Genomic DNA, 16369 nt, shown 5'->3' with positions numbered 1-16369 from the left:
GTGATTTCACGTGAAGATGTGATTGCAGGATATTCGATGATTCTCGGGCGCCACCCCGAGAACGAGAGCGCCATCGAGCATCACCGCCAACATGAGAGCCTTTCCGTGTTCAGGAAGGCTCTGCTTGAATCCGCAGAGTTCACTGCACTGTATCCACGCACGGCAGCCGACGCGTCGGATATATCATTCCCGAGCTGGGAAGACCTGAGTGCCCCTCGCCTGGTGTTCGTGCATAGCCCGAAGACCGGGGGAACGACTTTTCATGATCTTCTGGCCAGCCTCTACGCCGAAGACCGGGTCTGCCCGGAGAGATTCAATGGCCTTAAGAATCATCCGGCCGGAATGCTAGCCCACTATCACCTTTTCTCCGGCCACTACGACCTGGTTTCCTGCCAGCTCATACCAGGTGAAAAACAAATAGTGACTTTCCTGCGCGAGCCCGTGTCGCGCCTGATCTCGTTATATAACTTCCTGAAAGCACATCGCCCGGATGTGGCCGAGCGCAATGAGTGGGTACTTGCCGGGCTCGCATCCGACCTCGACGTTGCAGATTTCTTCCGCCATCCCCTTGTGACAAACCATCCCTACATCAGAGATGGAATGACCAGGGCACTGGTCGATTCGCTCCCCATAGAGATATGGCCGACCGTCGATGAGCAACAATCTCTGCGCGACCTATCGGGCGCTGGAAGGGAGGCGCTTGGGCAGCTTGCGGGCTTGGCAGCCTTTGGTGTCATGGAACGGTACGAGGAGTCGATCAAGCTGATCTTCGCTCGCCTCGGCATCCCCAGGCCTCACTCGATAGCACACAAGATGGTCCTGTCTGACCTGATCGAAAGCGAGGGCAACTACCGACCTATAGCGGTAGCGAGAGAGTCGACTGAACTGAGATCGCTCATTGAGGAACTGGTGCCGGCCGACCTCGAGCTATACGCAGGAGCTCTCGAACTATTCGAGCAACGCCTGCGCATTGCGCGAGAGTAAACAGCAGTGCGTGCCCCCTGGAATTTGGCTAACAGCTGAGGAACGCTGATCTCCGCTCAAGCTATTCCTCACTCGTATCCAAAGGCCTTGAGCTCGCTCGACAGCTTCGCGTTACAGTACTCCAGCAGGTCTGCTGGCATGTCGGCTCGCCATCGTCCGATGGATCTTTCAGGGCTTTCCGAAGTTTTATGATGCTTGCTCGAGGATGAGTTGAAGACTCTCTGCCTGATGGTTCTCATCAAACGATTGGATCCATCAATCTCGAGATAATTAAAGATCCTCTGCAACTGACCTACAGGATCCAGAACGAGATCCTCATACCTGACATGCAAGACAGAATTCTTCCTGTCATTCCAGGCCTCTACAACCCGCCTCGCCCCAGTACTGAAGACCCTGTGCACCCAGTCAAAATCATCGGCGGCGCGCTCTCGCCCAAAGGCCTGGCGATTGCGTTTCTCATTGAACGACAGGGCCGAGCAGATCATGTCGCGGAAGTCCCTGGTGAGGAGGATTTCCCTCGGCGATCTATAGACATCATTGAAAATCGACTGCAAGTGAGTCGGGAGAAACTTCTCGGCAAAATAAACGGCATCAGGCTTCTTTTCACTGGCCGCGATGAGCTCGTAGAACTCATCCGTACGCCTAACGGAAAAATCGATAAGTGATCGAGGGAGCCGGTTGTCGTAGTAGTCCCGAAAGCGCTCAGGCGTTTGAAACTGGCGCATGGACTCCTGATGGTTGTATGGGTTATGCCCGATCAGACCGAGATTGCTTTCGAACTTGTCCGGATGCGAGGAATTATCGAAGTCGGCCGGGTCGTTGAGAATCTTCAGCAGGTGCATCCAGTAGGCGGACTGCTTCACCTCGTAGGGATAGAAATTGGCGGTGAGAACTTGGCGGTGCTCACTGAGTACCTGCATGACCAGGGTCGTGCCACTGCGGCCGATGGCAGTGAGCATGAGGGGCTGGTACTTGCTGTCCGTCAGGATATTGTTGCGCGTCCGCCCATGAATGACCGCCACCTTTTCTTTTCTGCGGCTCTGATCGCGCGGGTCATATAGGTTAAGAACAATTTCCAGATGCGCGTTCTTGAGAAGACCCAAGGTGCCGATAAAGCCGTGAAATCCAAACGTGCTTCCGACTGAATCTTCTTTCTGAAGATGCGCAGCTACGTCCGGTCTGGGGACATGGACAGGGATGCGTTTGAGAAGAGTCTCCCCATTCATGATCTCGATGGATGGCACCAGATAGGGCGCTAGGCCAACAGCCCATCCTGCAATGGTCAGGCTGTGTCCTGCATTCGTAGTATTTGCTTTAGGCGCATCTAGGCTGAAACCTTCCACCTCTATCGGCAAAGCCAAACGCTCTATGCTGTGAACCTCAAAAGACAGCAAATCGGTACTCATGGGGCTCAGTTGATCGTGAGATTGATATCAGTCGCACGCGCGTTGATTAGCTGGGCGCTGCGACTCGGGCTGAAATCGTTGCGGATAGTCTCAAACGCTGCTCGCCCCAACTGAAGCGACAGTGCTCTATCTTCGACGACGCGGAGCATCTTTTCGGCCGCGTCGTCAATATCCGGCTCAGCCCAGACTTGCCCCTTCTGGTAGGGACCAATGTCCTGCTCGAGCTCCACCAGCGTGTAGCGCACCAGCAGGGAATTGCCATCGTTCATGAAGTCGACATTCCCGGACCAGTGCGTGGCAATGACCGGTTTGCCCAGATACATGGCCTCCGCAATCGGTAGTCCGAAGCCTTCGGCGCGGTGCAGGCTGACGTAGCAATCGCAGGCCTCGATCAGGTTGTTCAGCGTATTGCGGTCCAGATAGCCGCCGATCAGCTGGATGCGGGTATCATGCTCCATGGCAGCGTAGACTTCTGCCGCCAGCGCCGGATGGCGCTCGAGATTGGATAGCTTGATGACCAGCTTGACGTTGACTTCGGGCTTGTCTTGGAAGGCCTTCTGAAACGCTCTGATGACGCCGATCGGATTCTTGCGCTCAGGCATGCTGAGCGTGTCGGACATATGCAGGAAGAGAAAAGCTCCCTCATCCAAGTGAAGCTCGCTGCGGCTCAGCGGCTTCTCGATGACTACTTCGATTGCGGGCGGAATCAGGGTCACCGGCTTGCACGTGTATCGAGAGATAGCAGCTCGGTTGTACTCGGTCGATACCCAGATCTCGTCCACCTGATCGTAGGCGAAATGCAGAAACGCCGGAAAGACCGGCAGCTCCCAGTACCAGTAGCCGATGGTGTAGCGGTCATGGAAAAGCTCGCTGCCCAAATGGTCTCTGGCAATCTTGCTCTGGTCCGCGTTCACATGAACGAGATTGATCGGATAGCGGAACGCGCCGCCATGACCGTGCACCGTTTCCCCCATGCGAGAGACATTGCCGAGTCGATAGTCCACCAGCGAGAACGGCAGGCCCGAATGGCGCAACGCGCGCAAAGACGCACGCGCCGCCTCCCCGACACCGCTTTCTGCATGGAGATAGCCGATGAGGTTGATCCCCGTCTCGTTGCTGCGCTCGGGCGGCAGCTGCTGTAAGCGTGGATACGCATGCTTCAGCGCCCATCCGGCATACGGCGCCAGGGCGATGCGCATTTTCAGGGGAACACGGCGACGCTGCTGCCAAACCATTCGGAATAGTTTGCTCTTCAGTGTCTCACCGAGGGCCTTAGGCTGGGCCGCATCTGCCTTGCGGGCTCGCTCCAGTTGCTCGCGAACCGGTGCCAAATAGAGCTCGCTGAAACCTGCTTCGCGAGGCGCGGTATCGAGGAGCCACTCCGCAAACCTGAAGCTGTCGACGCTCTCCACGGCCGGGAAGGCGTCACGCAAATCGGCGCGGGAATCCCAGAGAGCCAGCGACAAGGCCGTGAGACTGATGCCGCCTTTCTTCGAATGTACGAGACGATTGAGCTCCTCATGGATACGCGGGCACTGCTTGCCATCGAAGAAGTCGACTCCGGCAAAGGCGTCGCAGGTACGAATCAGGCGACGTGCACTGTCAGGGACCTGGGTGCCGTCTGCAAAATGACTGAAAGCGTAAGGCAGATTGTTGAAGCGCTCGAAGCCATTGCGCGTCAGGGTTTCCTCATAGCGAGTGCACAATTCGCGCAGAGGTGTCCCGCGAGAACCTTTGTCGAAGCGATTCTGGTGCTTGCTGAGAGTATTTGCCTCGATGGAAAAACCGGAAAAATGGAAAAAGACCAGCGGTTTGCCATCGACCTCGAAGCTTCCGTCACTGGCAAGCTCCAAGGACCGTTGGCCGAGATTCCAATACGCGATATTCCAGCTGGTGTCCCGGTTGATATAGACCCCGGAGAACAGCGACGGCACGAGGTCCATCCATTTCTGGTCGACGAATAGGTTGCGCGGCAGGTCTACCACGCACTCCTTGTAAAGCTTGGCCTGCCACCACTTCACCAGCTTGCGGGTCTCGTCGCAGGTGCGCAGTGCGATGAAACCGAGATTGTATGAGCCTGCCTGAAGAATGCTGAGCTCCGTTGGCCACCTACCATCATCCAGCAAATCGGTGAGGTGCGGGGTCAGCAGCACATTGTGATCATCCAGCAAGCCAAGCATGGGGCCCAGAGTGCTGCACACGAGGATATCGGGGTCGAAATAGATGACTTTCTTGTATCCGCGGTTCATCAGCAATTCGATGACATATGGCTTGATGGCGGTGTTCAGCTCCAGGATCGAGTACTGATAGATGAAAGTGCCAAGCTCCGGGATATCCAGTTCGGCAATGTCGATGACTTCGGCAATCGGGCAGCAGGTATCTGCCACCTTCCTGTCGCATAACCCCAGGACCAAGTCGGCGTCTGGGCAGTACGCTCTCAGGCTCTCGAAGAGAGTATTGGCAAAATGCAGATAGTTGTTGGAAACGACCGTAAAGATACAGACGTCATGACCGGTGGGCTGACTCATAAGTTGCCTGTTGAAGCGATGACAGATATCTACTGATTTTCGGTTGCACCGGCTGCAAGAGCTTTTCATGGAGCTCCCGCGCCTCTGGCTTTTCCATCGAGCGTCTCGTTTAAACTCTGGCAGGAACCAGGCCACGACCCTGGACATCATCCTTGTGCTCGATTTACGCGATCGGGCTCGCCGAACGCCATTTCCAGAACCACCTGCCATCGCCCCAGATCGGCGCAACCCGCTCGTATTCCTCTTGCGCCTCAGAGCGAGCAATCCCTTAGCCCGGAGCAAGCTTACTCGAAAGTGCCCGCGCCAACGGGTTAAAGTGCAGCGTCATCTTCATCGCAGTGGTTTTTCTGCGTGTTTCGCAGTTCTTCCTCTTTCGATTGGAGAGCGACGAGCATGCTCTGAAGGTCTCTCTCCTTCTGTTCGTACGCCATCAGCAGATTTTCATATGCATGACCGGCATCGTCCAAAGCCGTGTCCTTGTGCAACAGCTGCTTCAGGACGGTCTGAATCTGTTGCCTCAGCGCCTCGTTGTCGAGGGTAAGACTCTCGTTGGCCTTTTCGAGCAGCACATGGGGATAGGGTTTGAATTGATCGAAGACGTTGGGAGGAACAACTTCGACTCCGGTGCAGAACTGCGAGCCCTTGCGGGCATAGAATCTGTTCAGGCCATCAAAGTAGATGAGCTGGTAGTAATCCAGGACAAGCTCTTCCCACTGCTCGTGGCAGAGCGCTTGAGAGTTCGGAATGGTCGCTTCTATAACCAGAACGGATGGAGCTACCAGAGAGAAATCCGCTCCTGACAGCACTTCCCTCTCGTAACCTTCGACGTCGATCTTCATGAAATCGACTTGCCGATCGCCCACATGCTCGGACCAAATTTGATTCAGGGTAACCAATTCGACGGTCAATTCCTGATCAATGCTCCTTTCCTCGCGGTATTGCTCGGCGATTACTTGGTTGAGCGTCGAAGTGCCGATATCGCGTGTGATGTAAAACGTCTGGTTACCAGACTGCGCCCCGACGCAGTACTGAAGGTTGATATCCCGCTCGCGAGCGGCCTTGAGCTCGATGAAAAGTTTCGGCTGTGGCTCGACGTTAATGCCACTCCAGCCCTTCAGATAGAAGTGATGGGTAACCGAGTCATAGATCGGATGACATGCACCTATGTCGACGTAAAAGCCGATCTTCCTACTCTTGAACAAGCGCTCAAGAATTACGTCCTCGAAGTTTTGTGCGTAGCTAATCATGACACGGACAGAACCTCTTCCGAGGATGAAGAGCAGATCATGCCCTTCTCAAAGGCAAGGACGGAATCCGTCCATTTCTTGAGCTTGACCGGTGAATGGGATACCAGAACCATAGCGCAACCTTGCTCGACGGCATGCCGCACTGCCTTTTCCGACTTTTCCTGAAAATCCTGGTCCCCGACCGATAGCACCTCATCGATCAGCAGAAGGTCAACTTCCATGGCCAATGCGACAGCAAAACCAAGTCGCGCTCGCATGCCGGACGAATAGGTGCCGAGCACATCATTCATCTGATCACCAAGCTCGCAGAACTCGTGGATTCCCTTGAGTCGAAGTCTGACTTCTTTGCGACTCATACCCATCAGGACACCGCTGAGAAGGGCATTGTCCCAGCCATTCAGGCGCGGGTCGAAGCCTGCCTGCAGCGACAGCAGTGACACGCGCGCACCGAAGTTGATTACCCGCCCACGATCCGGCGCATAGATGCCCGCCATCAACCTTAGTAGTGTCGATTTACCAGCCCCGTTGTGGCCCATGATTCCCAGACGCTGCCCCTGGTGAATCTGCAAGCTGACACCGTTGATGACGGGGTGGTGCTCGCTTCGGAAAAACGATTTGCGTAGACGGTACGCAAGATGCACGTCGTGCATTTCCAACAATAAGCGAGCCATTCTCACTCCTGAATGATTCGGGCGTACTGTCGGTTGTAGCGACCGAACAGCGCCACCACGAGCACATTAAACAACAGGAGCACTGCCAGGAGATTAGCCAGCATGTACCAATCGGGACTCTGCTGTCTGATCAAAATGTCCCTGTAGGCCTCCAGCAGCAAATAGGCAGGATTGAAGTTCAGGGCCCAGTGGAAGCTTTCAGGGACAAGGTCGCTCGAAAAGAAGACACCCGAGAGGAACATAGCGAGTTGCAGGCATGCCGGAACTATCACTCGCAGGTCGGGAATGAAGGGCATAAGCGCGGCGACAAGCCCCGCGCAAGGAAGAATCAGCAAAGTTTGCAGCAAGAAAAGGGCTGGATAAGAGAGCCAGTGAGCTGTCGGAAAGTAGCCCATGGCACTCAGGATTAGCATCAAGACCACCACGACCATGATCTGTTTGATCAAGTCTCTGAAAACTTCGGCAAGTGGGAAGATGCTGGTGTGAAGCGGTAACTGGAGTATCAGGCCGCGGCCAACCAGAATGGATTGGCTGGCATTCATGATGCTCTTGGAGAGCCAGAGCCAGTGCACGATGCCAATCAGCAGAAAGGCGACATAATCATCGCCACCATGCTTAAGCAGTACCCCGAAGGCGAGATAGTAAACCGCCAGATGCATTGCCGGTTCAATGATCCACCACAAGTACCCCAGCCGCGTACCGCGGGACTCCGACTTCAGCCCCATCACTGCCCGTAACCAAGAAACCTGGATTACTCTGGAAACGGCCCTTGAGCCGGTTGATTGCTTGCACATGAACAGCTCGATGGTTGGGGCGTTATACGTGGCCATAGTAACTTTCGAGGCACACGATATCACTCTCCAACGGAGTCGCCTGACTTCACCCAAGATGATGCTGTCACCTTTTGACCGGGCCACAGTCGCCTCAAGTCAGTGCGCATAGCCTCCTCAGCGCACCGCAATGATCCACCCACCTGACATCACAGCAGACTGAACCACTCATTCCCTGGCCTCTACAGCCTTGGCCCGAGTCTTGCTCAAGCCCTGACACAGGCATCCAACGGCGGTTGCCACCGATACGACAAAGGCGTCGCACCTCCTCCGCTCCGGCGGTCAGTGGTGCGGCGCCTTTTGCGTTTCAGCCCCAGCGAATGGGGCGGTTGGTGAGCCGTGATCCGGGCGCCAGCCGGTAACTCTCTCAACCTGTCTGTGGCTTTGGCCACGGGGCCGGGCGCCACAAGCGTCGGGCTCTCCCAAGGGTTGCTCGGCAAGGTGCCCACGATCACGGCGCCGCGCAACCCGCGGGATTTTCTCTCGATGATGAGGTGTTGGATGAATACAAGTTTCTGGAAAGCCGGCCACGCACCGACGCTGTTCGCCGCGTTCCTCTATTTCGACCTGAGTTTCATGATCTGGTACGTGCTCGGCCCGCTGGGCGTGCAGATCGCCACCGACCTGGGCCTGACCACCCAGCAACGCGCCATGATGGTCGCCACGCCGATCCTCGCCGGCGCTGTGCTGCGCTTCATCATGGGCCTGCTGGCCGACCGCACCTCGCCGAAGACCGCCGGCCTGGTCGGTCAGGTGATCGTCATCGCCGCCCTCGCCGTCGCCTGGCAGTTGGGCATCCATAGCTACGAGCAGGCCTTACTGCTGGGGCTTTTCCTCGGCTTCGCCGGCGCCTCCTTCGCTGTGGCCCTGCCGCTGGCTTCCCAGTGGTACCCGCCGCAGCATCAGGGCAAGGCGATGGGCATCGCCGGTGCCGGCAACTCCGGCACGGTGCTGACCGCCCTGTTCGCCCCGGGCCTAGCCGCCGCCTTCGGCTGGGGTAACGTGTTCGGCCTGGCGCTGATCCCGCTGCTGCTGACCCTGATCATCTTCGCCAGCGTGGCCAAGAACGCCCCCGAACGCCCGGCGCCCAAGTCCATGGCCGACTACCTCAAGGCCCTCGGTGACCGCGACAGCTGGTGGTTCATGTTCTTCTACAGCATCACCTTCGGCGGCTTCCTCGGTCTGGCCAGCACCCTGCCCGGCTACTTCCACGATCAGTACGGTTTCGATCCGGTGAAAGCCGGCTACTACACCGCCGCCTGCGTATTCGCCGGCAGCATGATGCGCCCGCTGGGCGGCGCCCTGGCCGACCGCATCGGCGGCATCCGCTCGCTGCTGGTGATGTACACCTGCGCCTCCATCTGCATCGCCGCGGTCGGCTTCAACCTGCCCAGCGCCTATGCCGCCCTCGGCCTGTTCGTGGCCGCCATGCTCAGCCTGGGCGCCGGCAACGGCGCGGTGTTCCAGCTGGTGCCGCAGCGCTTTCGCAAGGAGATCGGCGTGATGACCGGGCTGATCGGCATGGCCGGCGGCATCGGCGGTTTCTGCCTGACCGCCGGCCTCGGCGCGATCAAGCAGGCCACCGGCGACTACCAGCTGGGCCTGTGGCTGTTTGCCAGCCTGGGCGTGCTGGCCTGGTTCGGCCTGCATGGCGTCAAGCTGCGCTGGCGCACCACCTGGGGTAGTGCAGCCGTCACCGCCGCCCGCGTCTGATCCATCCGCCGGGCGCCTCGTGCGCCCGGCGTTGCGCAGGACGGTTGCGACAAAGGCGGGGCTGACAACAGACTCCTCGCACTGGTCAGGAAAGGTGGAGTGGCAACACTCCTGGGAGCCGCGCCGGCCCGGCCTTTGTCTCAACCGACTTGAACACCCAAGGGGCGCCACGGCGCCCTTCCTCATGTCCAGCCACAGGAGCGCCCGATGGCCCTGCAACTGAGCTTCGGCGAAGCCACCGCCACCGGCCCGCGCACGGAGAACCAGGACGCCATCCGCGTGGTCACGCCGGCGCCGACCCTGGCGGCCAGCAAGGGCTTCCTGTTCGCCCTGGCCGATGGCGTCAGCCAGTGCGCCGATGGTGGCCTGGCCGCCCGCGCCACCCTGCAGGCCCTGGCGCTGGACTACTACGCCACGCCGGAAACCTGGGCCGTAGCGCAATCGCTGGATCGCCTGCTGGTGGCGCACAACCGTTGGCTGCAGGCCAACGGCGGCGGCCAGCCGTTGCTCACCACCCTCTCCGCCCTGGTGTTGCGCGGTCGCCGTTTCACCCTGGCGCACGTCGGCGACTGCCGCGCCTATCGATTTCATTCGGGCCAGCTGGAGCGCCTCAGCGAGGACCACGTCTGGGAGCAGCCGGGCATGCAGCACGTGCTCAAGCGCGCCATGGGCCTGGACCAGCACCTGGTGGTGGATTACCTGGAGGGCGAGCTGCGCGAGGAAGAGCGCTACCTGCTGGTCAGCGACGGCGTGTGGTCGACCCTGGGCGACTCCGGCATCCGCAGCCTGCTGCTGGACGAGAGCGACCCGGTAGCCGCCTGCCAGGCGCTGGTAGCCGCCGCCCATCTGGCCGGCAGCCAGGACAACGCCAGCGCCGTGCTGGTGCAGGTCGACACGCTGCCGGACAACGACCTGGCCGACACCCTGGCGCAGCTGCAGCAGTGGCCGCTGCCGCCCAAGCTGCGCGAGGGTCAGGACTTCGAGGGCTGGCAGATCGAGCGGGTGCTGGCCGAGTCGCGCCAGTCGCTGGTGTATCGGGTGCGCGATGGCCAGGCGCGACGCTGGCTGCTCAAGACCCTGCCGGCCAGCCGCCACGATGAGGCCCAGGCCGGTCCGGCCCTGCTGCTGGAGGAATGGTTCCTGCGCCGCGTGGCCGGGCGCCACTTCCCCGAGGCGCACCCGCTGCCGCAGCGCCAGCACCTCTATTACGTGCAGCGCGAGTACGCCGGCCAAACCCTGGCCGAGCACCTGCGCCTCTCTGGCCCGCTAGGCCTGCCGGAATGGCTGGATCTGGCGCCGCGCCTGCTTAAGGCCCTGGGCCTGCTACACCGGCGCAATATCCTGCACCGCGACATCAAGCCGGAGAACCTGCTCTGGTGCGACGACGGCGAACTGCGCCTGCTCGATTTCGGCCTGGCCTACTGCCCCGGCCTGTCCCGCGACGAACAGCACGCCCTGCCCGGCACGCCCAGCTACATCGCCCCGGAGGCCTTCGCCGGCATCGCCCCGGATCGCCAGCAGGACCTCTACGCCGCCGGCGTCACCCTCTACCGCCTGCTCACCAGCCACTATCCCTATGGCGAGATCGAGGCCTTCCAGCATCCGCGCTTCGGCACCCCGACCGCGCCCAGCCGCTACCGCCCAGACCTGCCGAGCTGGCTCGACGACTGCCTGCTGCGCGCGGTGGCTGCCAACCCGGAGGATCGTTTCGAGACCGCCGAGGAATGGTTGCTCAGCCTGGAACAGGGCGAACGCCTAGCGCTCAACGTGCGCCCACGCCCGCTGCTGGAACGCGAGCCGCTGAAGGTCTGGCGAGGCGTGGCGCTGGGTTCGCTGCTACTCAACCTGATCCTACTGGTCGCTCTTCTGTAGCCGCAAGCCGCACCACAACGACGCAGCACCGCTTTAATCGGGTGCGAAAAGCCGCGAAACAGCCCTTGGAAACGGCGCCAACCCCAGGAAATACAGCCCCCACAGAGTTGGCACGCGCCCTGCAAAAGAGAAATCGACATTACATAAAAGCATCGCCGTCAACGTAGAAGGCAGTGCTTCCCGGCAGATCGGGACCAGGACAAAGGCGTCCTCGCTAGGCAACTAGCGGGACGCCTTTTTTGCTTTATGGCCTGCCACCCGGCGGCCAGTGTTCGAGTCGTCGCGGGGCCTGCCCCGGACCATTTTTCCGTGATCAACAGGAGAGAACCGGCATGAACAAACTCAAGCTGGTGATGGTAGGCAACGGCATGGCCGGGGTCAGAACCCTGGAGGAGCTGCTCAAGCTCGCCCCCGACCTGTACGAGATCACCGTGTTCGGCGCCGAGCCGCACCCCAACTACAACCGCATCCTGCTGTCCCCGGTGCTGGCCGGCGAGCAGAGCTTCGACGACATCGTGCTCAACGGCCTCGACTGGTACGAGCAGCACGGCATCGACCTGCGCCTGGGGCGCAAGGTAGTGAGCATCGACCGCAAGAAGCGGGTGGTCACCGCCGACGATGGCAGCAGCGCCCAGTACGACCGTCTGATCCTGGCCACCGGCTCCAACCCCTTCATCCTGCCGGTACCGGGCAACCGCCTGGAGGGCGTGATCGCCTACCGCGACATCGCCGACACCGAACAGATGATGAAGACCGCCCGTACCCACAGCCACGCGGTGGTGATCGGCGGCGGCCTGCTCGGCCTGGAAGCGGCCAACGGCCTGCGCCAGCGCGGCATGGACGTGACCGTGGTGCATCTGGCCGACTGGCTGCTGGAGCGCCAGCTCGACCGCACCGCCGGCGAGCTGCTGAAGCAGGCTCTAGAAGCGCGAGGTATCCGCTTCCGCCTGCGCGAACAGACCGAAGAGCTGCACGACTACGGCACCGGCCAGGTCTGCGCCGTGCAGTTCAAGAGCGGCGACACCATCCCCGCCGACCTGGTGGTGATGGCCGCCGGCGTGCGGCCCAACACCGAGCTGGCGGAGAAGGCCGGCATCCCCTGCAACCGTGGCATCCAGGTCGACGACTGCCTGCAGACCTACGACCCGCGCATCTACGCGGTCGGCGAATGCGCCAATCACCGCGGCATCGCCTACGGCCTGGTCGCCCCGCTGTTCGAGCAGGCCAAGGTCTGCGCCAACCACCTGGCCATGCTCGGCACCGCCCGCTACCAGGGCTCGGTGATCTCCACCAAGCTCAAGGTCACCGGCATCGACCTGTTCTCCGCCGGCAACTTCATGGGTGGCGACGACACCGAGACCATCACCCTCTCCGACCCCATCGGCAGCGTGTACAAGAAGCTGGTGATCAAGGACGACGTGCTGGTCGGCGGCTGCCTGTACGGCGATACCCTGGACGGCGGCTGGTACTTCCAGCAGATCTGCGGCGGCGCCGACATCAGCGGCGTGCGCGATCACCTGATGTTCGGCCAGGCCAGTATCGAAGCTGCAGGTCTGAGCGCAAGCGAAGGTGCCTCCCGTGCCTGAAGCCGCCCTGCAACCCGCCAACCGGATCACCGCCGCCACCTGCTGCTACTGTGGCGTGGGCTGTGGCGTGCTGATCGAACACGACGGCGCGAAGATCCTCGGCGTGCAGGGTGATCCCAGCCACCCGGCGAACCACGGGAAACTCTGCAGCAAGGGCTCGACCCTGCACCTGACCGGCGACCTCGACGCCCGCGCCCTGTACCCCGAGCTGCGCCTGGGCAAGGGTCTGGCCCGCGCCCGCAGCAACTGGGACAGCGCCCTCGATCACGCCGCCAACGTATTCGCCGAGACCATCCGCGAGCACGGCCCGGACAGCGTGGCCTTCTACATCTCCGGCCAGCTGCTGACCGAGGACTACTACGCCTTCAACAAGCTGGCGCGGGCTCTGGTCGGCACCAACAATATCGACAGCAATTCGCGTCTGTGCATGAGCTCGGCCGTGGTCGGCTACAAGCGCAGCCTGGGTGCCGATGCCCCGCCCTGCAATTACGAGGACATCGAACAGGCCGACTGCCTGCTGATTGCCGGCAGCAACATGGCCTATGCCCATCCGATCCTGTTCCGTCGCCTGGAAGCGGCCAAGGCCGCGCGGCCGGACATGCAGATCATCGTGGTCGACCCACGCCGCACCGATACCTGCGACCTGGCCGACCTGCACTTGGCCATCGCCCCGGGCAGCGACTTGGCGCTATTCCACGGCCTGCTGCACCTGCTGCTGGCGGGTGGCGACTACGACTTCACCTATATCGAGGCGCACACCGAAGGCTTCGAAGCCCTGCGCGAGCTGGCCGCCGACTACCCGCCGAGCGAAGTGGCGCGCCTGTGCGGCATCGACGAGGCCGACCTGCGCCGCGCCGCCGCGCTGATTGGTCGTTCTCCCGCATTCCTCTCGCTGTGGTGCATGGGCCTCAACCAGTCCACTGCCGGCAGCGCCAAGAACAGCGCGCTGATCAACCTGCACCTGGCCACCGGCCAGATTGGCAAGGTCGGCGCAGGGCCTTTCTCGCTCACCGGCCAGCCCAACGCCATGGGCGGTCGCGAGACCGGCAGCCTGAGCAACCTGCTGCCCGGCCACCGCGAGGCCGGCAATGCCGAGCACCGCGCCGAAGTCGCCCGCTACTGGGGCGTGGACGGCCTGCCGGAAAGCACCGGTTTGTCCGCCATCGAGCTGTTCGAGGCGGTGCGCGTCGGCAAGATCAAGGCCCTGTGGATCGCCTGCACCAACCCGGCGCAATCGCTGCCGGACCAACAAAAGGTCCACGAGGCCCTGGCCGCCTGCCCCTTCGTGGTTGTGCAGGAAGCCTTCTTCACCACCGAGACCTGCCACTACGCCGACCTCCTGCTCCCAGCCGCCAGCTGGGGAGAAAAAGAAGGCAGCGTGACCAACTCCGAGCGGCGCATCACCCATGTGCGCCGCGCCGTGCCAGCGCCCGCAGAGGCGCGGCCGGACTGGGCGATCGTCTGCGACTTCGCCCGTCGCCTGGAACAACAGCTCCGCCCCGGCCTGCCCAGCCTGTTCGACTTCGCCAGCGCGCAGGCGCTGTTCGAGGAATACAAGCACCTGACCCAGGGCCGCGACCTGGACCTCTCCGGTCTCAGCTACGCGATTCTGGACGACCAAGGTCCGCAACAATGGCCCTTCCCGGCCGGGGCCCAACAGGGCACCGCGCGTCTGTACGGGAACGGCATCTTCCCCACCGCCAGCGGCCGCGCGCGTTTCGTCGCCGATCCGTTCGTACCGGCCAGGGAGCGCCAGGAGAGCGACTTCCCGCTGCTGCTCAACACCGGGCGCCTGCGCGATCAGTGGCACGGCATGAGCCGCACCGGCACCGCCGCCCGGCTGTTCGGCCATGCTCCCGAGGCGGTGCTCGGCCTGCACCCGGACGAGCTGAAGCGCCGCGGCCTGCAGAGCGGCGAGCTGATCCACCTGCGCAGCCGCCGCGGCGGCCTGATCCTGCCGGTGCAGGCCGACGACGCCCTGCAGCCGGGCCAGGCCTACCTGCCGATGCACTGGGGCGACCGCTTCCTCAAGGGCCTGGGCACCAATGTGCTGACCCAGCCGGCCTTCGACCCGCTGTCCAAGCAGCCGGAGCTGAAGCTCAGCGCCGTGGAAGTCGAGCGTGCCGAGCTGCCCTGGCAGTTCTTCGCCCTGGTCGAAGGCGACGTGCAGCGCCGCCTCACCGCACTGCGCCCGCTGTTCGAAGGCTTCACCTACGCCAGCCTCACGCCGACCGGCCGCGAGCAGCGCCCCGCCCTGCTGATCCGCGCGGCCGCAGCAGAAGCGCCGGATGCCGAACTGCTGGCCGAGATCGACAGCCTGCTCGGCGTCGACCACGGCCCGGTGCTGGCCTACGACGACGTCAAGCGCCGCGTGGGCAAGCGCGTGCGCATCGAGGACGGGCGCATCGTCGCCATCCGCCTGGCCGGCGAAGCTGCCGCCCGCGACTGGCTCAAGGGCCTGTGGGAACAGGGCAGCACCGACGCCGACCTGCGCCGCTGGCTGCTGGCACCGCTGGCCACCCCGCCGGGTGGCGGCATGCAGGCCAGCAAGACCCTGTGCAACTGCATGAACGTCAGCCAGGACGCCGTGTGCGCCGGCATCGCCCGCGGCCTGGACCTGGACGGCCTAAAGCGCGAGCTGAAATGCGGCACCAGCTGCGGCTCGTGCGTGCCGGAAATCAAACGACTGCTGGTCACCCAGGTGACCTCCGTCGCCGTGGAAGCCTGAGGAGTAGAACCATGAATGCAAAAGTCTGGCTGGTGGGCGCAGGCCCTGGCGATCCGGAATTGCTGACTCTCAAGGCGGTCAAGGCCCTGCAACAGGCCGATATCGTGATGATCGACGACCTGGTCAATCCGGCCGTGCTGGAGCACTGCCCGGATGCCCGCATCGTGCCGGTGGGCAAGCGCGGCGGCTGCCGCTCCACGCCGCAGGCCTTCATCCATCGCCTGCTGCTGCGCTATGCACGCCAGGGCAAGTGCGTTGTGCGCCTGAAGGGCGGCGACCCGTGCATCTTCGGCCGTGGCAGCGAAGAAGCCGACTGGCTCACCACACACAGCGTGGAAGTGGAGATGGTCAACGGCATCACCGCAGGTCTCGCCGGCGCCACCAACTGCGGCATCCCCCTGACCCTGCGCGGTGTGGCCCGTGGCGTGACCCTGGTCACCGCCCACACCCAGGACGACAGCAGCCTCAACTGGCAGGCCCTGGCCCAGGGCGGCACCACCCTGGTGGTGTACATGGGCGTGGCCAAGCTGCCGGAAATCCGCGAAAGCCTGCTGGGCGGCGGCATGCGCGCCGACATGCCGGTGGCGATGATCGAGAACGCCTCTCTGCCGCACCAGCGCGAGTGCCGCAGCACCCTGGCCGGCATGCAACAGGCGGCTACCGACTTCCAGCTGAAGAGCCCGGCGATCCTGGTGATCGGTGAAGTGGCCGCGCAGCAACAGATTCAAGCTTTGGCAGAGATTGCCTGATCCCCTTCGCTCCTGCGGAGTAGTGCTTAGCCCGGCCGGTTTGGCCGGGCTTTTT

At 62.0% G+C, this 16369-nt stretch carries 10 protein-coding genes and 1 pseudogene; 6 read left to right on the top strand and 5 right to left on the bottom strand.

The features are described 5' to 3' along the window. Positions 1 to 36 precede the first annotated feature (36 nt). Positions 37 to 984 (top strand): sulfotransferase family protein, encoded by a 948-nt coding sequence (locus tag OH686_RS00535; protein WP_289535666.1) that lies wholly within the window; start codon positions 37 to 39, stop codon positions 982 to 984. A 68-nt stretch (positions 985 to 1052) separates the two neighbouring features. On the opposite strand, the gene OH686_RS00530 is transcribed toward OH686_RS00535, so the two are convergent. The 5 genes from OH686_RS00530 to OH686_RS00510 form a co-directional block, all read right to left on the bottom strand. Continuing rightward, positions 1053 to 2390 carry a sulfotransferase gene (locus OH686_RS00530; protein WP_289535665.1) on the bottom strand — a complete coding sequence of 446 codons (1338 nt, stop codon included), beginning with the start codon at positions 2388 to 2390 and terminating at the stop codon, positions 1053 to 1055. Between the two features lie 5 nt (positions 2391 to 2395). Then, complete coding sequence (locus OH686_RS00525; RefSeq protein WP_289535663.1) at positions 2396 to 4918, bottom strand: glycosyltransferase family 4 protein; 2523 nt, start codon at positions 4916 to 4918, stop codon at positions 2396 to 2398. Between the two features lie 311 nt (positions 4919 to 5229). After that, on the bottom strand, positions 5230 to 6165 hold the full coding sequence (locus tag OH686_RS00520; protein WP_289535661.1) for an FkbM family methyltransferase: 936 nt from the start codon (positions 6163 to 6165) through the stop codon (positions 5230 to 5232). Beyond that, positions 6162 to 6836, bottom strand: coding sequence for an ABC transporter ATP-binding protein (locus OH686_RS00515; protein ID WP_289535660.1), 675 nt, complete (start codon positions 6834 to 6836; stop codon positions 6162 to 6164). Before OH686_RS00515 ends, OH686_RS00520 begins: the two co-directional genes overlap by 4 nt. Before the next feature lie 2 nt (positions 6837 to 6838). Further along, positions 6839 to 7630: an ABC transporter permease gene (locus tag OH686_RS00510; protein WP_289535659.1), complete on the bottom strand. Its 792-nt coding sequence runs from the start codon at positions 7628 to 7630 to the stop codon at positions 6839 to 6841. Positions 7631 to 8167: 537 nt separating this feature from the next. Here OH686_RS00510 and OH686_RS00505 point away from each other — a divergent pair. The 5 genes and pseudogenes from OH686_RS00505 (at position 8168) to cobA (ending at position 16314) form a co-directional block, all read left to right on the top strand. Continuing rightward, positions 8168 to 9379 (top strand): NarK family nitrate/nitrite MFS transporter, encoded by a 1212-nt coding sequence (locus OH686_RS00505; RefSeq protein WP_289535658.1) that lies wholly within the window; start codon positions 8168 to 8170, stop codon positions 9377 to 9379. A 207-nt stretch (positions 9380 to 9586) separates the two neighbouring features. Further along, positions 9587 to 11251, top strand: a complete 1665-nt coding sequence (locus OH686_RS00500; RefSeq protein WP_289535656.1) for a bifunctional protein-serine/threonine kinase/phosphatase — start codon at positions 9587 to 9589, stop codon at positions 11249 to 11251. Between the two features lie 332 nt (positions 11252 to 11583). Next, positions 11584 to 12828: pseudogene (locus OH686_RS00495) on the top strand (NAD(P)/FAD-dependent oxidoreductase); the annotation flags it as partial. A 16-nt stretch (positions 12829 to 12844) separates the two neighbouring features. Further along, on the top strand, positions 12845 to 15565 hold the full coding sequence (locus OH686_RS00490; RefSeq protein ID WP_289538754.1) for a nitrate reductase: 2721 nt from the start codon (positions 12845 to 12847) through the stop codon (positions 15563 to 15565). Between the two features lie 11 nt (positions 15566 to 15576). After that, positions 15577 to 16314 (top strand): uroporphyrinogen-III C-methyltransferase, encoded by a 738-nt coding sequence (gene cobA / locus OH686_RS00485; protein ID WP_289535654.1) that lies wholly within the window; start codon positions 15577 to 15579, stop codon positions 16312 to 16314. Positions 16315 to 16369: the final 55 nt, after the last annotated feature.

Origin of the sequence: Pseudomonas sp. SO81 (assembly GCF_030374125.1) — a bacterium.
GTDB lineage: Bacteria > Pseudomonadota > Gammaproteobacteria > Pseudomonadales > Pseudomonadaceae > Aquipseudomonas.
The sequence above is the reverse complement of the archived record's forward strand: the minus strand, read 5'-3'. Positions and strand labels throughout refer to the sequence as shown.